The following is a 24,481-nucleotide window of genomic DNA, read 5'->3' as shown; positions in this document are numbered from 1 at the left end:
GCCTATAAGGCAAACACTATATTAAGTTAAACATCTGTTACCACATCAAAACCTTTAAAGCTGCCAACAATGGCCAACCCTGTTATCTTTTGTGCAATATCTTTTCTTTTTAATTTCTCGGCTATTTGATTTAACGTTGAACCACTCCCAACCGCATCGTCCAATAATAGTACGTGGTTGTATTTAATATTTTCGCTTACTGCGAAAGTATTCTTCGCATTCGTAATTCGTTCTTCCAGTTTATGCAATGATTTCTGTGGGACGGGAATTATGCCAGATATTTTTTGAATGTTAATTTTTGGTAGATTTATTTTAAGATGTGTTTCCAAATATTTCATCAATTGAAGCTCTCTTCTTATGGTTGGCGGTACAAAAGCAACCGCATCAAAATCTTCTCTTTCTAAAAGCGCGTCAATCTTTGATCGTAACTCTTTTAAAAGCATCTTCATTAAAAACTTATTTTGGCCTTGTTTAGCATAATGTAGAATAGTTCCAAGTTTAGTTTTGCCAAACCGCTCTATGGCGTAAAAGTCAAGATAAAAAACTTCGTCCAGATAAATTTTATCGTAACCTTTAGTATTTATCAATTTTGTTTTTCCGCTGATTATACCTAATTCATCATAATAACTTTCATATTTTTCCCTAGTTTTAATAAATTCATCAATTGTTTTCTCAAATGGTAATTTTCTTTGAAAGCACCACCTCATAAAAGCTTCCGCCCCCAATAAAACCTTACCAATCTCCGTAATCATTAAAAAATTTTCAGTCAGATACTGAACTTTTGTTTGGTCTTCAATTTGAAAACTTGGCTTATCGACAATCTTTTTATCCACCAAGCGATAAATTGTTTTTGGGACTCTACCGAATTTAACAACCGTATTGTTTTCTAATAGTTGATTGATAGATAAATGAATGGCCTGTTTTGAAGCATCCGTTAAATCAACCAATTCCTTTACTGATAAATCTCCTTTTTCTTCAAGAAATTTAACAACTTTCTGCGCAACCGTCATATTAACTCTTTACGATTAAGAATTTACAACCAAATATACTAAAAATTCAACTAAATTATACTTTACTATTTACTATCAATAGTAAAGTAAAAAATAAAAATATCCGCGAATATTTTTTATCCGATGCTAATCTGGGGATGCTAAATAAAACTCCTCCAGCACTTTCTATAAGCCCAAGGCTGGCGCACGCGTTTCGTGTGTGTCAATTTCTATAACAATCGCAAGCAGCATGCTTTCGCCAGCGAGTGAGACCTTTTACTATATTCAAGGTAAAGATCCGGTGGTATTTCGAGCAAGTTAATATAACGCATTAGCTCGTAATTTCGACGATAGGAGAAATCTTCCACGCAGGCACGATCGCACGACCGAGGGATGTTTTCGCTTTAGTCTTTGTGTTTTCTGATACTCTGAACCTTGTGGCTTCCACCCTTCTATCTCTTTTTTCGCTTTCCGCTCAGTCTTTTATCCTTGCTCTTTGTTCCTTATTTTAATAGACCTTAACCTTCCACTAAAAAAACTTCTGCCAAGGGATTGAACAGAAACAACCTTTTATCATCTAAACACAAACAACGGTAGCGTTTCCGTAATTGTTCGCCTTTGGCAAATCTGCGGCCGTCTTTAATTTTAAACACGGCGTCTTTTGGCAATTGCTCTAAATGAAGCACATCGTCTTTAAGCACATCATAAGCTTTTAGCGTTCTGGCCAAATGCAAATCGCCACAACTAGAGGCCGCAGGATTGGTCATGTATCTATTTATGGCTTGATGTACATCGGGTGGAAAAATTTGTAAGCCAAATATCGGACTCATCATTTTTTTGAAATTATTCTTCCATTCTAAGCCATGAGGTTTAACCTTGTTTTTATGCTCGTTCCAAGTAAGTAAATGTGCAAACTCGTGCACGGTGGTAACCAAAAAAGAAAATTGGTTTAAATTATAATTCACAGAAATTCTGTGCCCTTTATCGCCGCAAGGATGTCTATAATCTCCAAGCTTAGTGCTGCGTGTTTTAGAAATTTTAAATTCGCACTGAAAATAATCTACCCATTTAGCAATAATTGGCGCCGCATTTGGAGGCATATATTTTGCTAACAGCGCTGTTTTTTCCAAAGCGAAATGGTTTTATCCGCGGAAGCGAAAAATTATTTAATTAAATTATAAAGCTCATCTAATTTTGGCGAAAGCACAATCTCAATGCGCCTATTTTTGCTTCTTCCGGCTGGCGTTGCGTTACTATCCAACGGTTGAAACTCTCCTTTTCCGGTAGCGGTCATTCTAATTCCGTCTACACTTTCCTTACTTGTAAGGTAACGAACTACAGAAGTTGCCCGCAAAACGCTTAAATCCCAATTGTCTTTAATCTGCCCAAGGTTGTTAATTTTTTGGTTATCGGTATGGCCTTCTACGGCAATGTTAATTTCTGGTTGTTGTTTTAAAACACCTGCCAATTGCGTTAACGCTTGTTTACCTTTTTCATCGATAATGATACTTCCCGATGGAAACAACAACTTATCCATAAGTGATACGTAAACCTTCCCATTTCTGATATCGACCGTCAGCCCGCTTTTTGTAAATCCAAGCAAAGCTTGGTTAAGCTTTTCTTTTAAGGCGTTTGTGGCTTCATCACGCTTTCTAAGCACATCTTCTACTTCTTTTAATCGCTTTTCTCTTGCCGCTAAATCGCCAGAGAGCTTATCAATTTCAGATGAAGAATTAGCCTTCGTCTTTTTATAATCGTTGCTCATGGAGTTGTAATTTCCCTGCAAACTTCTCAACTCATCGGCCATCATGCTGGTATCTTTTTTTAGCTTAGAAGCTTCCTTTTCCATATCCTCAATTTTGACCAAACCTTCGTTGTAAGCGGTGTACAAGGAATCTTTTGAACCCAATAGGGCTTTATATTTTTTTGGAGACATGACCACGCAAGAACTCATTGCGGTAACAAACAGAAACAAAGCAAAAACAGAAATTAAATTTTTCATTAAAAATAAGTGAATGGGATAAATAATGTACAGTGTCGTATCTATGGTTTTACGGCCTCTCGCAAAAATGCGACTAAAGGTTGTATTTTTTGATAAGAACTTATCAACTTATTAACGATGGTGGCCTTAAAAAACTCTTCATCGGCTAGTTTTGTGAGCACTTCAAAACTTTTTAATTTCAACAGTTCTATATTTGGATCTTCGGGATTGTAGCCTTTTGGCGCTTTTTTTAACGCGTTGTTGCCATTTAAAAAAAATTGTTCTTTAAACGATGGGTTATCAATAATTTCCTTAAAACCAGTAGCGTTATAGTCTATTTCTTGTCTAATTAATTTTAAGTGTGCGGTATCGGGCATCCAATAACCACCTGCTAAAAAAGATGCTCCCGGCGCAATATTTAAATAATACCCCGGCTCGTTTCCCCCTTTTCCGTTTGCAGAAAACCATATACCGAAATTGGTTTTGTAAGGATCTTTATTTTTGCTAAACCGAACATCGCGATAGATCCGCATTAAGCTTTTTTTCGGATCACTGTCTGCAGAAATCATTGGATCTACTTTGGCCAATTTAGGAATCAACTCAGCAGCGAGTTGAAGTACATCAATCTTCGCCTCTTCGTAAAGGTATTTGTTTTCGGCAAACCATTCTCTGTTATTGTTAGCAGCAACAGCCTCTATAAAATTTAAGGTTTCTTTTTTCAGCATGGCTGATGTTTATAGGTTTGATTAAATTATGATGTTGTTTTTGGAAAGCTATGGGTTTGAGCGCTACTTGCAAATGGAAAGCTGAGCAAATCAAACACTTAACTTCTATCTAAAACTTCTGTATCATAATGTGGTTTGTATTTGATGTTTGGCGACAGTACATGCAGCAATAGCATTATGGAATATCTATAATTAAAAGGATATAAAAGAAAACAAGCACCAAAAATGGAAACTAAATAATATAAAAAATTATCGTCGGAAAGGCCGCCAACAAAAAGATACACAAGTATACTTACCGCGATCATTTCGGCAACATTCATGCCGTAGCTTACATACATTGCAGCATAAAAATAACCGGGCTCAATCTCTATCCGCTTACCGCAATGGCCACAAAACTCTTTGGTACGTTGAATGTTAAAGCCGTACATAGTACCGGTAAAAACATCTCCCCTTCTACAGTATGGACATTTTGAGTGAACAATTGCATAAAGTTTAGAGGTTTTTTCGGCCATCATCAGTTCAGATTGATTTGCTCGTTTTTCATGTTGAGATGAACGACTTTTTTACGGTATTTCTTATACCATATTATCCCAACTACCAACACCAAAAAGTAGGGAATAAAGAGTAGGTACATAATGCCCGAATTTAAACCAAGGCCTTGCGTGTTACCATTTTTAACACCCTCTTCGGCATTTATGGCGCACATGGCACACTGGGCATACGTATTTTGCACAAAAAGAAAGATTGGGCCGAGCGCCAAGAAGCAGCAAAACAATATTTTTTTCATCAACACAAATATAGAGAAATAAGGTTTCTACGCGCTTAACAATTGTGTCATAAAAATCTACGGTTTAATGCAAGGCCAATGCTTAGTGCGGATAATAAGGAGAAATCATTAAGTAAACAATTACACCGGTTACAGCAACATATAGCCAAATTGGAAACGCTATTCTGGCAATCTTCTTATGTTTATCAAACCTTTTTGCCAAAGCCCTTACAAAGGTAATAAGTACCAATGGAATGGTTACAATAGACAATATAATGTGCGTTATCAGTATAAAAAAATAAACAGGTCTAATATCTCCAGATCCTCCAAATTTGGTACTCGGTGTGGTCATGTGGTAAGTGATGTACATGAGCAGGAAAATGATCGAGCAACCAATAGCCGTCTTCATTAAGTTTTGATGTAAATTAACATTGCCATTTTTAATTGAAAAAACTGCGGCAATTAACAATATGGCCGTAATTCCGTTTATAGTGGCATAAATGGGTGGCAAAAAGTAAAGTGGCTTTGCGTTTGGAATCTTTACCACAAACAGGGCAGCAACCGCTACGGGAATAAGAATAGATAGAAAAACAATCCATTTGCTGTATTTTTTTTCTAATTGCTGCTCTTCCATCTTTCTTAAATTAGTTTTTTTATCGGCCGTCGTTCAGGTTCCTCAGATACTCCGCAACCAACACCTTAATTTCGTCATCTAACTTAGCCAAGGCTTGTGGGTTTGTGGCTTCATAATAACCTCTAATTCTTCTATCTGTATCGAGCAGTACTACTTGGTTTCCATAAATAAAGGTTTGTTTTCCACCTTCTTTCTGATACACCATATCTAGGTTTAATTCATTTCTTACAAAAGGATAAACCTGTGCAGTATCTCCAGACAAAAGATCCCAATGATTTTGTTTTGCGTTCATTTGTTTTGCAAACGATTTTAAAGTAGATGCATCATCATTGGGGTCAACAGATAAACTTAAAAAATTAATTAGGCTGTTTTTCTTGTAGCCGTCTGCTAACTCTCTAATGTTGTTGCTAACCGCTCTGCTTGGCGCTTGTGTATAAAAAAGGTTAAGAATTACAATTTTATCTCTAAAATTATTCCAGCTAACTGAATCGCCCTTTTGATCTATGTACTTAAAATCGCTAACATTATGATAAATAGTGTCGGGTATCTTTTGGCCATGCTTGGTATGAAAAGTGGCCGCAACTTCCTTTTTACCAAAAATAGGTAATTTTTTATACCTGTTTTTGGCGTAATGTGGCAAAAAATAAGAAAACAAAAATCCTGGTATGGCTAATATGCACACCAGGATTAGGATCTTTTTGACTAAACCTTTACCCATCAATTAACAAACATGTGGGTATGTAAATGACTTCCTTCTATTAACATTAAAACAATAAAATACGCTATAAGTATAAAGGAAAGTGAAAGTACAAGTTGTAAGCCTAGCTTTTCGAATTTTAAGTGCATAAAGTACCCAACAATATAAAACGCCTTTACCAGTGTTAGCACGATGTATAAGTAGTTTCCTACGTGTTGTGATAAATGCCCATTAGGTATTGCCCAAAGAGCAATAATAAACTCAATTCCTGTAACTAGCGCTAATAGGCCAGCAACCTGCCATATTTTTTTCTTGGATAAACCTCCTTCGGCGTGGTGTTCTGTTCCCTCTACCACTTCTGTATGATGATCTGACATAATATTTTTCTTAGAGATTAAAATTAAACTAGATAGAAAAAGGTAAACACAAATACCCAAACTAAATCTACAAAGTGCCAATATAAACCAACCTTTTCTACCATTAAATAATGTCCTTTTCTTTCGAAAGTACCATTAATCGTCATAATTAAGATGATGATATTGATAACTACCCCTGTAAATACGTGAAAACCGTGAAATCCTGTGATGGTAAAGAATAAGTTTGCAAACTGTTGACCTGCAACCAAAGAAACTGGACCGTTAAAAAACTCTTGCAATTTTTCTGCTGGCGGAATGTGTCCCCATCCAAAACCATCTTGAAATAAGTGTGTCCATTCTAGGGCTTGGCATCCTAAAAACATTAATCCGCCAATAATAGTTGCCACCATCCACCAAATCACTTCTTTTTTTGACCTTCTGTGCCCGGCCTCAACAGCCATAACCATAGTTACAGAACTCAAGATCAGAATAAACGTCATAATGCCCACAAAAACAAGTGGCGTACCATGCTCTGTTACAAATGGAATAGATTCGAAAACCTTATCTGGAGCAGGCCAGGTAAATTTGGTAAATCTCTGAGCGCCGTAATAAATCAAAAGGGAAGAAAAGGTAAAAGCATCAGACAGAAGGAAAAACCACATCATGATTTTGCCGTACTCTACTTTCCATGGCGAGTGCCCGCCACTCCAAGGCCCGGTTTTAATTTGATCTAATTGTGATACTGTATTCATTTGGAAATAGTATAATGATTTGTTGACAAGTTTAACGATTCAAAAGTAAAAAAACATAAAGATATATCCACAATATATCTATAAAATGCCAGAAAATCGATGCAATCTCCATTCTGTAAGTGTTTTTTGGTAGCGATATTTTTCTATAACTACCAATCAGTGCGTTACTTATCAGTCCAACACCTGCCAAAATATGTAGAAGGTGGATTCCAGAAACCACATAGATAAAAGAAATTGCAGCATTGTTGCCTACCAATGTGGCTCCAGTTCTTACCATACTTCCCCAAGCATCGAACTGCATTACCCCAAACACCACAGCTAAAATAGCCGTGGCCCATAACAGCGTGCGCTGAAGCTTAAAGTTTAGCTTTTTTAAAGCCTTTGACGCAAATACCAAGGTAATACTGCTGGCAATGATGATCATGGTGCTGTAAATAAACGCATCGGGCAAAACTAACCCGTGGCCTTTACCTTTCGATGCAGCAAAAACCAAGTAATAGCTTGTAAACCCACCAAACATAATGGTAGAAGTAACCACAAACAACCAAACGATAAACTTTTTGGGTCTGGGATCAAAAGAATCTTGAAAAGTAGCCATAGCAGATATCATAAATTACTTTGCAATAAAATCAAACAATAACGCCAGCTGCACTACTGGCAAATAAATAAAGGAGCAAAACATTACCCTTCTGGCGGCCTTAAGCTCTAATGTGCGCAACATAACGAAGGCAAAATAGCTGAAAGCAACCCCAGCCACAATTGACACTCCTGCAACGTAATAGCCGCCAAAATGATAAAAGGTTGGGAGCAGGCTAACAGGTATTAATATCAACGTAGATATAAAAGTAAAAGCAGCGGATGCAACATCCCTCTTTTTAGTCGGCAACAATCTAAAACCTGCTTTTTTATAATCATCATCTAACACCCAAGCAATTGCCCAGAAATGCGGGAACTGCCATACAAACTGAATGGAAAATAGTATAATGGCTATTTTATAATCGATATCTAAAAACATATCTGCCCTTAAACTACCAAAAGCTGCCAAATATCCAATTAACGTGGGTAATGCGCCAGGAATGGCTCCCACAAAAACGGCTATTGGGGATTTTGCTTTTAAAGGTGTGTACAAAAAGGCGTATAATAAAATAGAAAAAACCGATAAAAGGCCTGTCTCTAAATTAAGTTTCCCTAACAACCAGGTGCCCAAAAAAGCCATTAGCAAACCTAAAACCAAACCCTGCCCAGTAGTCATTCTCCCAGCAGGCATTGGTCTGTCTTTTGTACGAGACATCAGCTTATCTAAATCTTTTTCGATAATTTCATTAAAACAATTTGCAGACGCAGTAACCAAAAAACCTCCAACAATTAATATAACCCAATTACCCCAGTCTATAGTTTGGATATGACCACGCCCTATCTGCATTTTCTGTCCGATTAAAAAAGAAATCGACGCAGAAAAAACTACCAGGAACGTTAGTCTAAATTTAATAAGTTTTGAAAAGTCTGAAAAAATCCGTTTCAATTAATTTAGTCGTTAATGTTTGTACGTCTCGGTGTTCTCTACCAAGAGGTACAAGTAAAATTCCAATGAAAAAAGCATCATAGAAAACGTTAAATGTATTACTTGTGCAATAGGAGGCAACCCTAGGTATGCCAACATTACACCACTTAAAATTTGTATGGCCAATAAAATTAAAATACCCTTTGCAGCAAGTAATGGTGCTGCTTTTCCACTAAAACGATCAATCACCATTTTATAAATAATTCCGTTGGCAACGATAACCAGCAATGCCAAATTTCTATGGTAATGAAAAACTTTGCCAACCTGCTCTACCCACGATCCCCGATGTATATCTAATAAGGCTTTAGAAACCACATCAATTTCCTCTCTCACCTCTGTGCCCAAAATAATTTGCAAAATACTCAAGCCCAATGCAAACAGCAAAAAACCCTTTAACCAAGCAATGCGGTACATAATTACCGACTTTTGCTTGTGCAATTGCTTCGCGTAGCTATAAGTATATATGTTTATAGACAAAATTACCAAGGCCAATAACATGTGCACCGTAACAATCCATTGGGTTAAATTGGTGGAAACTACAATAGACCCAAGCCAAGCTTGATAACCTACCAGCGCCACGTTTAAGACGCTTAACACCACAATTCTTTTAGCGCTCTTTCTATAAGTAAAAGAACAGACGGCTGTTAATACTATAGCAAGGCCGGTAAGCATCCCAATAAGCCGATTTATATATTCAGTCCAAGTGTAGGCTGCATTAAATTCTTCGGGCTGCGTAATGCTTTTATCTTCTCTTATTTTCTTTGCGAGATCGTGTTTGCCGTATTTATCTAAATATTTTGCAAATTTCTCATTTTTCTTAAGTCGTTGCGCAACATACCTTTCTTGATAATTTGCAGGTAACTGAGAAACGTTTGTAGGCGGGATATAATTGCCAAAGCATTTTGGCCAATCAGGACAACCCATGCCCGAACCCGTGCTTCTTACCACCCCTCCGGCCACTATGACCAATAACGTAATGATTATGGCAATAAAGTTGATTCTAATAAAACGTTTTTCTGATCTGCTGATCATATCATTCTGTAGTGAAAAGGGTATCTGGCTTATTCGATCTTAACCAGGTACCCTCAAAATATCGACGAGAAAAAACTAAACCCTAGTTTCTTCTACCGGGTGTTCTAGTTCCCAAGCCTGTTGTATCTTCTCTGCTTCCTCGTTTCCTTCAAAATCGCTCGGTAAATTAGAGCTCATGGTTTGAGAAAATGGAACAGTTTGCGGAATAAAATCCAACTCATGACCAGGTTTACTGTAATCATACGGCCATCTGTATACCGTTGGGATTTCTCCTGGCCAGTTGCCATGTAAGTGTTCCACAGGTGTGGTCCATTCTAACGTATTGGCTTGCCATGGGTTCTGCTCTGCTTTCTTTCCTTTAAAAATAGAATAGAAGAAGTTAAACAAAAAGGCCACTTGCGCTATTGCAGCGGTTATTGCCGCCCAGGTGATAAACACATTTACGGTTAACCATTTTTTCATAAACTCAAACTCGGTAAAAGCATAATACCTACGTGGAACACCATCTAAGCCTAAAAAGTGCATTGGAAAGAAGACCATATACGCGGCTATGAATGTAAACCAAAAGTGTAAATAACCTAACTTAGGGTTCATCATCCGCCCAAACATTTTTGGAAACCAATGATAAACACCCGCAAGCATTCCAAAAATTGCTGCTGACCCCATAACCAAGTGGAAGTGGGCAACAACAAAATAAGTATCGTGCAAAGTAATGTCCAAAGCTGCGTTACCTAACCATAATCCGGTTAAACCACCAGAGATAAAGAAAGAAACTAACCCGATGGCAAACAACATGGCAGGTGTAAACCGAATGTTCCCTCGCCACAGGGTTGCGAGCCAGTTAAAAGTCTTAATAGCCGATGGAACAGCAATAATAAGGGTAGATACCATAAATACTCCACCTAGGAGCGGGCTCATACCTGTTACAAACATGTGGTGGCCCCAAACTAGAAACGAAAGCAAGGTAATTCCAACTAAAGAGTAAACCATTGCGTGGTACCCAAAAATAGGCTTACGGGAGTTTACAGACATCACTTCTGAAGCGATACCCATTGCTGGCATAATAACGATATATACCTCTGGGTGACCTAAAAACCAAAAAAGGTGTTGCCAAAGAATAGGTGAACCCCCTTCGTTTGGAAGAATTGTGGTACCCATTACAATATCCGACAGGTAAAAACTCGTTCCAAAACTTCTATCAAATATTAACAACACTACTCCTGCAACCAATACTGGAAAAGATAGAATGCCTAAAGTTGCAGTTAAAAAGAACGACCAAATAGTTAGTGGCATTTTCCATAAATCCATTCCTTTGGTACGCATGTTCAAAATAGTAGTTACGTAGTTGATACCTCCCATTAATTGTGATGCTACGAAAAGAATCATACTAATTAACCATAACGTCATCCCTAAACCAGAGCCAGGAATGGCCATGGGTATGGCAGACAATGGTGGATAAACTGTCCAGCCGCCAGAAGCAGGTCCGGTCTGAATAAAAAATGAGGACATCATCACCACACAAGCTGTAAAGAAGAACCAATAAGACAGCATGTTTAAAAATGGCGACGCCATATCTCTAGTTCCAATTTGTAAAGGAATAAGCAAGTTGCTAAAAGTTCCACTTAAACCAGCGGTTAATACAAAGAAGATCATAATCGTTCCGTGGATGGTAACCAAAGCCAAATAAAAATCTGGTTTTATGCGCCCTCCTTCAGCCCATTTGCCCAAAAATGTCTCCAAAAATGGAAAATTTTTATCAGGCCAGGCCAACTGGATACGAAACAAAATTGATAATCCCATGGCAATAACTGCCATAATAATACCTGTTATAAGAAATTGCTTTGCAATCATCTTATGATCTTGGCTAAAGATATACTTGGTAATTAAGCTTTCTTTATGATGCCCATGATCTGCATGATCGTGTGCTGCTTGGTGTTTTAATGCTATTGTTGACATATTTCTAGTGCTTTCCAATTATTTTTTAATCATTGCCATGGCGCTTGTATTCACCTTTGATGAATCTTTAGCTGCCGTATCTGAAACTGCTTTAGGAGCGGATATCGGTATTGGCAAATTGAAATCTTTTCTTAAATCATCGTTAAGATACGTTGGTTGCTTCGCAACCCATTCTTGATATTCCTTTTCGGACACAACGCGAACAACCTTTTGCATGTTATAGTGACCAGATCCACAAATTTTGTTGCAATAAAACAAAAATTTAAAATTGGGATCGTTCATTTTTTGTTGCATCTCTGCCGTCGTTTCGGTCGGCGTAAATTCAAACACCGTAGTCATTCCAGGAACAGTATTTAACTGCACCCTAAATTGTGGCATATAAAAACTGTGAATAACGTCCTTACTTCTAAGAAGTAATTTAACCGGCTTATTAACTGGAATGACCATTTCATCCGCCAATAAATCGTCTCTCGACTTTAAATCGCTGAAATCTATACCTAATCCATTGCTTGCGGTGGTAAGCTTGAAATTCTTTTTACCAACTATTCCGTCTGCACCAGGATAACGAAGGTCCCATTTAAACTGCTCAGAAGTAATTTCTATTTGTAGCGGTTTATGGTTTGGATCATCTGGCTTATTAAAAATAGACCTCCAAGTTAAAAAGCCCATCAACACCATACCTGTTAAAACCAACGCAGGAATAATGGTCCAAATTTTCTCTACGGTGTTATTATGTGGATAATAATAAGCACGTCTCTTATCAGAATATCTATAGATAAAAGAGAAGCCAAAAAGCAATATATGCGTAATTACCAATACGATCGTGGTTAAAACCATGGTAAAATCAAACATATCATCTATGCGTTTGCCGTGAATGGATGACGCGGCGGGCAAAATTTGTGCGCCGTGAACCGTATATTCCCAGTAAAGGCCATACAATCCAAATACAAGGGCAAGGGCAAACAACATTCCATTTATTCGATTCCAATTTATTCCAACTGGTTTTCCCTGCGCTTCTCTACTTAGTTCATAAACCCTTATAGATTTACCTATAATGGCAATGAAAAGACATAGGGAGAAAAAAATCAGTATATAATAAATCACTGATTTATATACCTCGCCCATATCTACCTTTGGTGCGGCGGTAACAGCTGCATCTTGCGCAAAAGCTTCTACGCTAGAAAAAAGCGTAAACAATACGGCCAGAACAACGGCAGCTTTTATTTTGATAAACTTTTTAATACTCATTTTATTAAGTGGTATATGTATTTCTACGCTATTAATTATACTAAACTGCAGCCCAATTAAAGCTGGTGGTGCAAACTCTCCTGTAATAGTGGGTGATTCTTCGCTACCAATGGCTTTTTCCCCAATGCAGTTAAAACTGTAAAGGTAAATATTCCTACAAAACCAATAGCAGTACCTATTTCTAAAATCCCTAGGCCGGCGTACCCGTCTTTAACTGCTCCTGGCATAATCATTTGATAATAATCTACCCAGTGACCGATTAAAACTAATATTGAGACTGCCAAAAGCTTTATATCAGTTCTTTTGTTATCCCTATCCATCAACAGTAATACTGGCGCTAAAAAGTTAAGGATTAGATTTAAGTAAAACCAAAACTCATAGTATTCAAATCGCTTGAAAAAATAAACCGACTCTTCTGGAATATTTGCGTAATAAGTTAATAAAAATTGTGCGAACCAAGTGTAAGTCCAAAAAATCGAAAACCCGAAGATAAATTGGCCTAAATTGTGTAAATGACTATTATTTACCCATGGCATATACCCTGCTCTTCTGAGTAGAATAACCACTACAGCTATTACAGCCAAACTACTTACCCACATGGCAGCAAAGTTGTACCAACCAAACATAGTAGAAAACCAATGTGCCTCTAAAGACATAATTGTATCGAATGAAAATATAGGACTGGTAAAGCCATAAACAACCAGGAAGATAACAGATACTTTAAAGCTCTTATTGTAATTGGCTAGTCCGCCGGCTAAATCTTCATTATACGAGTATTTTGCAAGCAACCAAGAAAACATACAATATAAACCCAGCAAAACTATTTCCCTACTCATAAAAAAAGGAACGTTTAAATAACCAGACTTGCCTTTAATAATCGCGTCGAAGTTTGGACTGCCTGGATCTGTAATTCCGTCTGCATGCCAATGATGATAAAGACCGTGGGTGTATAGCCCCGCACCTATTATAACCAAAAGAATGATAGAGGCAATAGGCAAAGTTCTAGCCATGGCTTGCGGCACACGTAAAATTGCGGTAGACCAGCCGGCCTGAGCAACATATTGTATTGCTAAAAAAAACGTGGCAGACATGCATACACATGCAAAATAATATGCCATAAGCAACAGGTTGGCGAAAGTGCGTTCCTCGTGCATAATTTCGTTGCTACCGAAAAAGCCATAAGCCACAGCTGCTACACCGATAATAATACCGACTATACTGAGGATTTTTACTTTCCCTGTAAACTCAAACTGTTCACTAAAATTTATATCGTGAGTTCCCATCTATAATATATTATTTTCTTATTGTCCTTTTGCTTTTTGTAAATGTTCAACCCATTCTACCACTTTCCAACGATCTGTTGGAGAAATTTGCGAAGCATGAGAACCCATATTATTTAAACCATAAGTAATGGTGTGGTAAATCTTGCCTGCGGTAAGATCAGCCATCAAACCTCCCCTAGACGAACTGCCTTCGAAATAGGATGGAACTCCATTAAACTTTTCAATTTTAACCAAATGCCCTTGGCCATCTCCCTTATCGCCATGACATGGAGAACAGAAAACGGTAAAGAGATGTTGCCCCTCTGCCAAGGTAACGCTATCTGCCGGAAGCGGGTTTACCATTTCGGCTCCTGCTGATTCATAACCAGCCTGGTCATTGGTGTATTCATCATATACCTTAAAGCCTATAGGTTTTGTATGTGCCGGTGGCATCTGTGCTGCCTGCCCATTAAAGCTCTTCAAATCTGGGTTGGTAGTAGAGATCTTTTGATCCGGGTTTAGCGCAATCGGATCGTACATATTACGTGCATACTCTAGCCCCGTGCTCCGCTTGTCTTTGCAAGCAGAGAACGCAAGCGCAACAACTGCTACAAAAAATATGGTGTATAAAGTTAAATTCCTATTCATAGCTCACGTACTTCCTTTCATTGTACTTTACTTCTAAAGCACCAGCATTTTTTAATAATCCATCAATAACATCATGCGCTGTATTTTCGCGCGCATCAATTGCCACTACAAAGCGATCGTCAGTTGCTCGCAAATCCATTACCCTTGGTGCACGACCTGGAAACAGGTGTGTAGAGGCATAATAGGTAAGTACCATACCAAAAGCACAAAACAGTACTGTTAGTTCGAACATAATTGGAATAAAATCTGGCAATACAAAAGTTGGCTTACCTCCAATATTCATTCTCCAGTCCATCACAGAACAAAAATAAATTAAACCAAATCCGGCTGCTGTACCTGTTATGCCAAAGCAAAAAGCTGCAACATCTATTCTCGAACGCTTAACACCTAATTTATCTTCAATTCCGTGTATAGGAATCGGAGTATATACATCAAAGATTTTGATGTTGTTCTCTTGAAGCTTGTCTATCCCGTGCATCATTTCGTCTGGATCGCCGAAACTGCCTAAAATATATTTGATATCACTCATTGTTATATTTTTGCGTATTGTTTTTGATTAACACTGTCAAATTTCTGTAGAGATTCTACATATTCTTTTACTTCCTCTGGTTTTTGATGTCCTTCTGCAATCAACTTCATTTTAGATTGCTCACTAGCTGTTTTCAACAATAATTTTACCTCGGCAATCGCTATAGATGGCAATACCCTTAAAAACAATAGGAACAAAGTAAAAAACAAACCGATTGAGCCAATAAACACACCCATATCTACCCAAGTTGGGTAAAACATTGCCCAACTGGAAGGAAGAAAATCTCGGTGTAATGATAAAACGATAATTACGAAGCGCTCGAACCACATCCCTATATTCACTACAATAGATAGTACCCAAGACAATGGAATATTCGTTCGTACTTTTTTAAACCACATCAACTGGGTCATTAGAACGTTACAACCGTACATCATACAACCTGCCCACCAATATGGCCCTATAAACCTATTTAAGAAAGTATACTGTTCATATTCGTTACCAGAATAATAAGCAATAAAAAACTCAGTTAAATACGCCACACCAACAATAGATCCCGTTAATAAGATGATCTTATTCATAGATTCTATGTGAAACATGGTAATGTAATTCTCTAATCCCATTACCTTTCTAGTTACCAACAATAAAGTTTGTACCATGGCAAAGCCAGAAAAGATTGCACCTGCAACAAAATAAGGTGGGAAAATAGTAGTGTGCCATCCTGGAATTAAGGAAGTTGCAAAATCCATAGATACAATTGTGTGTACCGAAAGCACTAAGGGAGTTGCTATACCGGCAAGAATTAACGATACCGCTTCAAAACGTTGCCAAGTCTTTACGCTTCCAGTCCATCCAAAAGAGAAAATAGAGTATACTTTTCTTCTCCAGCCTGTTCCGCGATCTCTAATTGCTGCAATATCTGGCAATAAACCAGTATACCAAAACAATAGGGAAACCGAAAAGTAAGTAGAGATGGCAAACATATCCCACACTAAGGGCGAGTTAAAGTTTACCCATAGGGAGCCAAACTGATTTGGCAAAGGCAACACCCAATAAGCCAACCATGGTCTTCCCATGTGTGATACTACGTAGGTAGCGGCACAAATTACCGCAAAAATTGTCATTGCTTCTGCAGATCTGTTAATAGAGTTACGCCAGTTTTGGCGGAACAGTAATAATACGGCAGAGATAAGTGTTCCTGCGTGACCTATACCAACCCACCAAACGAAGCCAGTAATATCCCAAGCCCAACCTACTGTTTTGTTTAGTCCCCAAGCACCAATCCCTGTCCAAAAGGTGTAGCTTACGCAAACCACCCAAAGTGTCGCACCAAGCGACGCAAAAGTAAAACCTATCCACCAGGCCTTATTGGGCTTGTTTTCTACTGGCGCTAAAATATCATTCGTAATTTTTGCATACGTAATGTTTTCGCCAGTAATTAAAGGCTCTCTAAGTAATGATTCGTTATGTCCTGACATAATTTGTAATTTCTGAATTTCGCTTAAACTGTTACCGTTTCACCACCTTTGTTCCTAATCTTTGTCATATAGCCAACACCAGGTTTAGTTCCCAATTCTTCCAAAACGTAGTAGGTGCGCTCAGATCTCAAAGCTTTAGAAACTTCTGAGTTTGGATTATTTCCATCTCCCATTATAATGGCATTTGCTGGACAAGCCTGTTGGCAAGCAGTTTTAATATCTCCATCTTTCAATGGTCTTCTTTCTATTTTGGCTTCTAACTTTCCGGCTTGAATACGTTGGATACACATTGAACATTTCTCCATTACACCACGAGAACGTGTGGTAACATCTGGATTTAAAACCAATTGTGTAAACTCGTTGTTCATATAGTTATCAAAACGAGAATCATTCCAATAGTTAAACCAGTTGAACCTACGCACTTTGTACGGACAGTTGTTTGCACAATAACGTGTACCTACGCAGCGGTTGTAAGCCATGTGGTTTAAACCGTCAGACGAGTGTACTGTAGCCAATACCGGGCAAACAGTTTCGCAAGGGGCATGATCACAATGTTGACAAAGCATTGGTTGATAGATAACGGATACATTATCTAGTTTATCTAAATCATCAAGCTCGCGTTCTTTGGTAATTTCTTTACCATCATTTTCGTAGCTATAATATCTATCTATGCGAATCCAATGCATTTCTCTACGGCGGCGAACTTCATCTCTACCAACCACAGGAATGTTATTTTCTACGCTACAGGCAACTACGCAAGTACCACAACCCGTACAAGCATTTAAATCTATTGCCATTACCCAGCTAGTGCCAAGTTGCTCGTATTTATTCCAAAGATCATAAACCTTATGGCCTTCTTCGCTCTTTTCGCTTCCAGCTGTAGGATCTTTTACATATTCTGCAAAAGTAGCTTCCTGAATAATGTTACGACCCTCGTAAGAATGGTGTGTTTGAGTTTGTGCCAACTCATAATGCCCATTAGAACCACTTATGGTAGCTGTTGTAAAATATTGCATACTTCCGTTTGCAAATGAAACGAATGGATAGGCATTCTGCCCAACCCCATCGCCTACTTTACCAGCTTTCTTACGGCCGTAGCCTAAAGCAATAGATGCTGTATCTTGAGCCTGACCTGGCTGAACCAGTACAGGAAGATCGATTGAATAACCGTTAGAACCTTTAACGGTAACAACGTCGAATTGGTTAATGTTAAGTTTGACAGCAGTTTTTGGCGATATTGCTAAGAAATTATCCCAAGTAACTTTTGATACTGGATCTGGCAACTCTTGCAAAAATGCATTGTTTGCATGTTTTCCGTCGCCAATGTTTACACTGCTGTAAAGTTGAATTTGAATGTCTTTATCTAAAGCCTTGCTAGCTGCAGAAATTGTGCTAACCGCTGCGGGTACATTTCCACTAAACGTGTAAGTTCCCGCCGCCTTTGCAGGCGAAGAAACGATACCTTTATCTAAAAGATCATCCCATTTAATTCCTGCTGTAGGCAAAATTTTAGTTTCCCAATTGTTGCGAACATAATCATAATAGGTTTTTATAGGATGAGCAGCCCATACCAATAAGCTTTCTTCTGCTTGTCTGCTGTTAAATACAGGGTTAATGGTTGGCTGAACGATAGAATACATGCCATCGTAAGCGCTTGCATCTCCCCACGATTCTAAATAATTTCTATTGATGGCAACTGCATCACATAAAGAAGCTGTTTCATCTGCACGATCCGCAAAAGAAACCTTTGCTGGCACATTCTTCAACGCATCTTCAAAAGGCTTGTTACCTGCAAAATCATAAACAGGATTTGCATTTAAGAAAAATACCATTCCCACCTCGCCGCGGCTCATTTCGCCTATAAGTTGGCCAAACTCTACATCGTTACTTCCGTATAATTTGCAAGGATTGTCTAAGTCTATTGTGGCGCCATAGCTACCTATAGCTGCATTAATGGCATTAACCAATGTTTGCGAAGCTACATCGTTGCTTCCGCAAACAACCAAGGCTTTGCCTTTTGCTTTTTGCAGTTCTAATGCCAACAGCCCAATTGCGGTAGCTGCTTTTTTGTTTGATAATGAACCACCTGCCGCGCTACCACCACTTACTGCGTTATATAGCGCAATTAACGCCGGACCTTGTTCTGAAGGCTTAATCGGAATACGTGTATCAGCGTTAGAGCCTGTTAAGCTCATGCCAGTTTCAAACTGAAAATGGCGACTCATTTTTTTATTGTCTAACGATTTTTGATTTCTGTTAGAAACATATTGAGCGGTAAATTCTTCGCCGCTTAACCAAGAACCTAAGAAATCTGCTCCGAAACTAATAATTAGGTCTGCCTTGTTAAAATTGTATTTAGGTACAACCGCCTTGCCAAAGCTGTTTTGGTTGGCCTGAATAATTCCTGAATAAGAAACCGGATCATATTGAACCACTTTTGCAGCAGGATACTTCGCTACAAACTCGCTCATTACATCTAAGGTAGATGGACTACTGATACTAGAAGAAACAATACGAATCTTTTTACCAGAAGCTTGTGCTTTTGAAAGCTCGGAAGTAACATACTTATCAATTGCTTCCCAATTTGCCTCTGCCTTATTTAATAGAGGATAACGAAGCTTAGAAACATCATATAAATCTAACACAGAAGCCTGCGCAGCTGAATCAGATCCCCAGGCGTAGTCGCCCACACTTGGATTGTGTTCTATTTTAATTGGCCTACCTTCTCTGGTTTTAACCAAAACACTTTTCCCTTTATAACTAGAGGTATAGTAATTTGCAACGCCTGGCGTAACTTCTTCTGGCTTAATTAAATAGGGAATCGATTTATGTACAGGTGTAGATTGGCAGGCAGCCAATGTAACAGCTCCTAGACCAAATCCCAATGCCTTTAGAAAATCCCTACGTGGTGTAACCGTACTTAATCCTACTTCGTTTAAAACATCTTCTATTGGAATAGGCTCAGCAAACTCGCTTTTGTTCTCGTTAACAAATTCTGGAGTATTGTGATATTCTTCCAGGCCTTTCCAGTATTTTTTATTGCTTTCCATTTAAGCTTCGTTACTGTTTATTCGATCGTTACTAAATTTCTTGTTAATAGTGACACTTGCCACACTCAATTCCACCCAATAATGCGGGGGTAATTTTCTCGCCTTTTTTAATCTTATCGTGCGCTTCTATCAATTTGGTATAAAAGGCATTATTCTTTTGGCCAGAAATATCTGTTTCCCTGTGGCAGTTTATACACCATTTCATCGTCAATGGAGAAGCTTGATAGATTTCTTCCATCGTATTTACTTGGCCGTGACAAGCAAAACAAACTGGCTCGGTTGGCTGTAAACCCTTCGCTTTACGAATAGCCTGTTCTGCTACCACAACGTGTTGAGAGTGGTTAAAATACGCAAAATCGGGCAGGTTGTGCACCCTTACCCATTCCATTGGTTTTTCCTTGCTCTTATCGTAAGTACGCGTTTCTGGATCATAACCTAAAGCGCTATATATCTTCTTAATTTCTGGCGAAATTTGACCGTCGTATTTTTCTGTTGCTTGTACCGCCTTATGGCAATTCATACATATATTTAATGAAGGTATTGTTGCGTTTTTAGATTTCCAGGCACCAGAGTGGCAATACTGACAATCGATTTGATTGATTCCAGCATGTAGCTCATGCGAGAATTTTATGGGTTGAACAGGTTGATAACCTTGATGAATACCAGTTTCCCACATGCCCATCCATCCCCAAGAACCGAGGAAAATAATTACACACAAAATAAAGAACATTACAAATTTCTTGTTCTTAAACATTTTGCGCACGCCCACTTTTAACGGAATGCTTTCTTCTACTTCTATACCCTGTTTCTGTAAAATAAGGCGTTCTAGCATTTTAACCGCTCTGCCCAATATTACCAATACCGAGATGGCTACCAAAATAATAGCGACAATTCCTGCTAGAGATAAACTAGAAATACCTTCATCTGCGGCAGCAGTAGCACCAGCGCCAGCAGCACCAGCTGCAGGTTTCGGCTCACCTTGTTTTATGTAGGCTAAAATGTCTTTTACCTTTGCTTCATCCAATTCTGGGAAAGAAGTCATCGGTATTTTTCCATTTGCCTCAAAAAGTTTAACCGCAGCAGCATCGCCAGATTTAACAAGACCTTGTGAGTTTGGAATCCACTTTAACAAAAAAGCTTCTGGATGCCTATCGCTTACACCCGTAAGTGCAGGCCCGATAACCTTTGTATCTAATGCATGACATGCAGTACATTTTGCTTTAAACAATGTCCTGCCTTCTTTAGCATCTTGCGCATTTGCGGTAGAGGCCGCAAAAACCGCTAATGCCGCTAAAACAAACGCAGACTTGTAAAGGCTTTTAAAAATCATCGAGATATCTCTCATAATGAACACTTTATACTTAATTTATTTTTATTTGCTACTTAAATCAATCTTAAAAGTAATTTCTGCTCTTAAAACTTCCACAAAAGTATAACTTATTAATAATTCCATGACAAAATACTGACTTGAGATACAATTTATAATCATTCTAAACAAATATTGATTCCGGCTAATCAGTGCACAAAACCGTAGTTTGTGGCATCTATTTAAGCGGGATAAAATCGACATCAATGGTAAAAAATATTGAGCTGCTTTAATTTTTGCCAATTCTTGCTTATACCCGGTAAATACTTTTATTAACAATATCAATTCTTTAGAACGGATTTTGTGGGCTGATGCAACCGTTAATTTACCGACATACAATTGCTATAAACTATTGTTTAAGAATCCAAGCAAACATTAACGGAGCCACAATTGTTGCATCGCTCTCTACTATAAATTTTGGGGTATGAATGTCTAATTTACCCCAAGTTATCTTTTCATTGGGTACTGCGCCAGAATAAGAACCGTAAGAAGTTGTAGAATCTGATATTTGGCAGAAATAGCTCCAAAAAGGTATATTCTCCATTTCCATATCTTGATAAAGCATTGGCACTACGCAAATTGGAAAGTCGCCCGCAATACCGCCGCCAATTTGGAAAAAGCCAATTCCCTTGCCTCCGCTATTCTTAATATACCAATCGGCTAGATAGCCCATGTACTCAATTCCGTTTTTTACAGTACTTGCCTGCAACTCTTTCTTCATTACATAGCTTGCAAAAATATTGCCCATGGTGCTATCTTCCCATCCTGGCACCACAATAGGTAGATTTTTTTCTGCAGCGGCAAGCATCCAAGAATTTTTAGGGTCTATCTCATAATACTGCTCCAACACGCCACTCAATAACATTTTGTACATGTATTCATGTGGGAAATACCGTTCGTCAACAGTTTCGGCATCTTTCCAAATCTTTTGAATGTGTTTTTGCAACCTGCGGAATGCTTCTTCTTCTGGAATACAGGTATCGGTTACTCTGTTGTAATGATTTTCTAACAAATCCCATTCTTCTTGAGGTGAAAGATCTCTATAGTTGGGCACTCGTTTATAATGCGAGTGTGCAACAAGATTCATAATGTCTTCCTCTAAATTAGCACCTGTACAAGAAATGATAGATACTTTATCTTGCCTTATCATTTCTGCAAGCGAAATACCCAACTCTGCTGTACTCATGGCGCCCGCAAGTGTAATCATCATTTTACCACCTTCATCTAGGTGTGTTTCATATCCCTTTGCAGCATCCATCATCGCGGCAGCATTAAAATGGAGATAATTTTGCTCCATAAATTGAGAGATTGGTCCTCTATTGCTCATGCTTAATTATTTTTATAGTTTGCCCAAAATTAGCGGTTTTTTGCCAAATAGGAAGACTAAAGAATGAAAAACTGCAATGGCAACATTGCTAACCAATAAAAACTAGGTTGAATCTGTGCTAATAAAATCGTCTGGCGCCTTTAAGGAAATTGCATTTGTCTTAATCGTATCTCAGAGCATATACTTTGTGCAGCATAAGAAATTATTGCTTTATTTTGCACACCATGAAAAAGATTCTATTGTTTGGCGCTGTACTTTTTATGTCAACCCCAATCTTCGCACAGATGAAGTTGATTAAAAAGTTACTTTCAAACCAAAAAGATACCACCCGAAGTGCCAGCTTTCTACCTGTGCCTTCTTTTGGCTATTCGCAAGAAACCGGACTACAGTTTGGAGTTGGTGCCATTTATTCCTTTTATATAGATAGAAAGGATACCACCAACCGAAGTTCTAATTTTTCTACCACGGCAACCTACTCAACCAAACGAAGCTATAATTTTAGTTTGTTTGGTGATGTTTGGACAAAAGGCAACCGCTACCATATTTTAGAAGAAATTAGGTTTAAAAAACTCCCTTTTAGCTTTTATGGTCTGGGCAACAACACCAAGGCTGCCGATGAAGATAAGCTAATACAACAACTCATTAAATTAAACTTCGATCTAGAAAAAAACACTGCAAAAAACGCCTATACTGGTGTATCAGTTGGTTTTGAGGATTATGCTTTCGACGATAAAAATCCTGGCGGCATTCTAGACTCGGGCAAAAATATTTTAGATAAAGATGGCGGCCACGTATTGTATGTTGGTCTTTCTCAAAGTTATGATACACGGAACAGCAATAACTATCCAACAAAAGGTTTTTTTGGTAGGGTAACTTATCAATATGCGCCCAATGTTTTTGGCGGTCAGAATTTCGAAGGCAGCAAAATCGGACTAAATCTTAGAAATTTTTGGCGTTTGGGAAACAGGTTCGTTTTGGGCGCACAAGGCATTTACAACAACGTGCTTAGCCAAAATACACCTTTTTATCTGCTGCCGCAACTGGGTAATGATGAGATTATGCGTGGCTATTATTCTGGGCGCTACCGCGACAAAAACCTCTTAGCCTTGCAAGCAGAGTTGCGCTATAGATACAACAATAGGTTTGGAGCGGTAATTTTTGCAGGCGCCGGTACAGTTTGGGGAATAAGCGAATTTTCTGTAGATAATTTTAAACCTAACTTAGGTGGCGGTCTGCGTTATTTCTTCGACCCAGCGAAAGGCTTGAGTATTCGGATAGACTATGGCATTGGCGAAAAAAGACCAGCCGAAAAAAGACAAAGTGGCCTATACATTAGTTTGGCAGAAGCATTTTAGTATTACTGGGTTAGTTGGTGAGATGGTTAGGTGGTTAGATGGTTAGACGGTTAGATGGTTAGACGGTTAGACGGTTAGATGGTTAGATGGTTAGACGGTTAGACGGTTAGAAAAAAAGCAAAAAAACCCAGGTTAAAAAACCTGGGCTAACCAAATATATAACTTTAGAGTTAAGCAACTTCTGCAACCGGCACTGGCTTAGCATAAGTTTTTAAATATTTTTTTAAAATTCCCCTTGCAACATGAATTCTTGTCTTTACCGTGCCAATTGGGATTTTTAGGTTTTCTGCAATCTCGTGGTACTTATAACCTTCAAAATATTTGATAAAAGGCACGTAATAGTCCTTTGGAAGTTGATCTAAAGCTTTGCGAATATCACCCATAACAAATTTACCTTCAGCAGCGTTTTTACTAGAGCTAAAATGTAAGTTTGCAGACGAAATATCTTCGCTTTGCGTAATAAGCGTATTTGTTTTAACCATTCTGCGGTAGTTATTTATGAAGGTATTCTTCATTATGGTAAACAACCACCCCTTTAAATTGGTTCCTTCTTTAAATTTGTTAAAATAAGTGATGGCCTTAAGCATGGTATCTTGAACCAAGTCGTTGGCATCTTCGCCATTTTTAGTAAAGTTTAATGCGTAAGACCTTAATGATACAGAGTGATAATTTACAAGGTTGCTGAATTCGAATTTTGTCATGGTTTTACTGCTTTAGGTGTTTAAAAGATTTTCATCTTTTTGCACCTTTAACAAAACAATTTTAATACCAA

The 24,481-nt window shown here is 38.2% G+C and carries 24 protein-coding genes; 1 reads left to right on the top strand and 23 read right to left on the bottom strand.

Translation table 11 applies throughout. The features are described from left to right. Positions 1 to 26: 26 nt before the first annotated feature. From ABIB40_RS03625 to ABIB40_RS03520, 22 genes are all read right to left on the bottom strand, one after another. Positions 27 to 1,010 (bottom strand): ComF family protein, encoded by a 984-nt coding sequence (locus tag ABIB40_RS03625; protein WP_354356067.1) that lies wholly within the window; start codon positions 1,008 to 1,010, stop codon positions 27 to 29. Between the two features lie 497 nt (positions 1,011 to 1,507). After that, a complete protein-coding gene (locus ABIB40_RS03620; protein WP_354356065.1) occupies positions 1,508 to 2,119 on the bottom strand; it encodes a SprT-like domain-containing protein in 612 nt (203 codons plus the stop codon). A gap of 32 nt (positions 2,120 to 2,151) precedes the next feature. Beyond that, positions 2,152 to 2,991, bottom strand: coding sequence for an OmpA family protein (locus ABIB40_RS03615; protein WP_354356063.1), 840 nt, complete (start codon positions 2,989 to 2,991; stop codon positions 2,152 to 2,154). Positions 2,992 to 3,032: 41 nt separating this feature from the next. Continuing rightward, the gene (locus tag ABIB40_RS03610; RefSeq protein ID WP_354356061.1) at positions 3,033 to 3,695 is read right to left on the bottom strand and encodes a DUF2461 domain-containing protein; all 663 of its coding nucleotides are present in this window, start codon (positions 3,693 to 3,695) and stop codon (positions 3,033 to 3,035) included. A 98-nt stretch (positions 3,696 to 3,793) separates the two neighbouring features. Next, positions 3,794 to 4,210 (bottom strand): DUF983 domain-containing protein, encoded by a 417-nt coding sequence (locus tag ABIB40_RS03605; protein WP_354356059.1) that lies wholly within the window; start codon positions 4,208 to 4,210, stop codon positions 3,794 to 3,796. Next, positions 4,210 to 4,482 carry a CAMCR motif-containing small membrane protein gene (locus tag ABIB40_RS03600; protein WP_354356057.1) on the bottom strand — a complete coding sequence of 91 codons (273 nt, stop codon included), beginning with the start codon at positions 4,480 to 4,482 and terminating at the stop codon, positions 4,210 to 4,212. Before ABIB40_RS03600 ends, ABIB40_RS03605 begins: the two co-directional genes overlap by 1 nt. Positions 4,483 to 4,564: 82 nt before the next feature. Next, positions 4,565 to 5,095, bottom strand: coding sequence for a DUF420 domain-containing protein (locus ABIB40_RS03595; RefSeq protein ID WP_354356055.1), 531 nt, complete (start codon positions 5,093 to 5,095; stop codon positions 4,565 to 4,567). Positions 5,096 to 5,114: 19 nt separating this feature from the next. Beyond that, a complete protein-coding gene (locus ABIB40_RS03590; RefSeq protein ID WP_354356053.1) occupies positions 5,115 to 5,777 on the bottom strand; it encodes an SCO family protein in 663 nt (220 codons plus the stop codon). 35 nt (positions 5,778 to 5,812) lie between these two features. Next, a complete protein-coding gene (locus tag ABIB40_RS03585; protein WP_354356051.1) occupies positions 5,813 to 6,169 on the bottom strand; it encodes a cytochrome C oxidase subunit IV family protein in 357 nt (118 codons plus the stop codon). Between the two features lie 23 nt (positions 6,170 to 6,192). Continuing rightward, on the bottom strand, positions 6,193 to 6,900 hold the full coding sequence (locus ABIB40_RS03580; protein ID WP_354356049.1) for a cytochrome c oxidase subunit 3: 708 nt from the start codon (positions 6,898 to 6,900) through the stop codon (positions 6,193 to 6,195). Positions 6,901 to 6,931: 31 nt separating this feature from the next. Beyond that, complete coding sequence (locus ABIB40_RS03575; protein WP_354356047.1) at positions 6,932 to 7,498, bottom strand: cytochrome c oxidase subunit 3; 567 nt, start codon at positions 7,496 to 7,498, stop codon at positions 6,932 to 6,934. Between the two features lie 15 nt (positions 7,499 to 7,513). Next, positions 7,514 to 8,422, bottom strand: coding sequence for a heme o synthase (gene cyoE, locus ABIB40_RS03570; protein WP_354356045.1), 909 nt, complete (start codon positions 8,420 to 8,422; stop codon positions 7,514 to 7,516). Between the two features lie 12 nt (positions 8,423 to 8,434). Continuing rightward, positions 8,435 to 9,493, bottom strand: a complete 1,059-nt coding sequence (locus ABIB40_RS03565; RefSeq protein WP_354356043.1) for a COX15/CtaA family protein — start codon at positions 9,491 to 9,493, stop codon at positions 8,435 to 8,437. A gap of 75 nt (positions 9,494 to 9,568) precedes the next feature. Next, positions 9,569 to 11,449 carry a cytochrome c oxidase subunit I gene (locus ABIB40_RS03560; RefSeq protein WP_354356041.1) on the bottom strand — a complete coding sequence of 627 codons (1,881 nt, stop codon included), beginning with the start codon at positions 11,447 to 11,449 and terminating at the stop codon, positions 9,569 to 9,571. An 18-nt stretch (positions 11,450 to 11,467) separates the two neighbouring features. Next, positions 11,468 to 12,697, bottom strand: a complete 1,230-nt coding sequence (locus ABIB40_RS03555) for a cytochrome c oxidase subunit II (protein ID WP_354356039.1) — start codon at positions 12,695 to 12,697, stop codon at positions 11,468 to 11,470. Positions 12,698 to 12,753: 56 nt separating this feature from the next. Further along, positions 12,754 to 13,980: a quinol:cytochrome C oxidoreductase gene (locus ABIB40_RS03550; protein WP_354356037.1), complete on the bottom strand. Its 1,227-nt coding sequence runs from the start codon at positions 13,978 to 13,980 to the stop codon at positions 12,754 to 12,756. An 18-nt stretch (positions 13,981 to 13,998) separates the two neighbouring features. Further along, positions 13,999 to 14,607 (bottom strand): c-type cytochrome, encoded by a 609-nt coding sequence (locus ABIB40_RS03545; protein WP_354356035.1) that lies wholly within the window; start codon positions 14,605 to 14,607, stop codon positions 13,999 to 14,001. Next, positions 14,600 to 15,136 (bottom strand): DUF3341 domain-containing protein, encoded by a 537-nt coding sequence (locus ABIB40_RS03540; protein ID WP_354356033.1) that lies wholly within the window; start codon positions 15,134 to 15,136, stop codon positions 14,600 to 14,602. The genes ABIB40_RS03545 and ABIB40_RS03540 overlap by 8 nt, the downstream gene beginning before the upstream one ends. A 2-nt stretch (positions 15,137 to 15,138) precedes the next feature. Then, positions 15,139 to 16,611 (bottom strand): NrfD/PsrC family molybdoenzyme membrane anchor subunit, encoded by a 1,473-nt coding sequence (nrfD, locus tag ABIB40_RS03535; protein ID WP_354356031.1) that lies wholly within the window; start codon positions 16,609 to 16,611, stop codon positions 15,139 to 15,141. A 23-nt stretch (positions 16,612 to 16,634) separates the two neighbouring features. Beyond that, positions 16,635 to 19,661: a TAT-variant-translocated molybdopterin oxidoreductase gene (locus ABIB40_RS03530; RefSeq protein WP_354356029.1), complete on the bottom strand. Its 3,027-nt coding sequence runs from the start codon at positions 19,659 to 19,661 to the stop codon at positions 16,635 to 16,637. A gap of 43 nt (positions 19,662 to 19,704) precedes the next feature. Then, complete coding sequence (locus ABIB40_RS03525; protein ID WP_354356027.1) at positions 19,705 to 21,006, bottom strand: c-type cytochrome; 1,302 nt, start codon at positions 21,004 to 21,006, stop codon at positions 19,705 to 19,707. A 370-nt stretch (positions 21,007 to 21,376) separates the two neighbouring features. Then, the gene (locus ABIB40_RS03520; RefSeq protein WP_354356025.1) at positions 21,377 to 22,354 is read right to left on the bottom strand and encodes a deoxyhypusine synthase family protein; all 978 of its coding nucleotides are present in this window, start codon (positions 22,352 to 22,354) and stop codon (positions 21,377 to 21,379) included. A 224-nt stretch (positions 22,355 to 22,578) separates the two neighbouring features. On the opposite strand from ABIB40_RS03520, the gene ABIB40_RS03515 reads away from it, so the two are divergent. Further along, positions 22,579 to 23,709 (top strand): BamA/TamA family outer membrane protein, encoded by a 1,131-nt coding sequence (locus tag ABIB40_RS03515; protein WP_354356023.1) that lies wholly within the window; start codon positions 22,579 to 22,581, stop codon positions 23,707 to 23,709. A 170-nt stretch (positions 23,710 to 23,879) separates the two neighbouring features. On the opposite strand, the gene ABIB40_RS03510 is transcribed toward ABIB40_RS03515, so the two are convergent. Then, entirely contained in the window at positions 23,880 to 24,410 is a 531-nt protein-coding gene (locus ABIB40_RS03510) for an RNA polymerase sigma factor (protein ID WP_354356021.1), read from the bottom strand. Positions 24,411 to 24,481: the final 71 nt, after the last annotated feature.

Origin of the sequence: Pedobacter sp. UYP30 (assembly GCF_040547165.1) — a bacterium.
Classification (GTDB): domain Bacteria; phylum Bacteroidota; class Bacteroidia; order Sphingobacteriales; family Sphingobacteriaceae; genus Pedobacter.
Note: the sequence above shows the minus strand (reverse complement) of the source record. Positions and strands in the feature narration are given on the sequence as shown.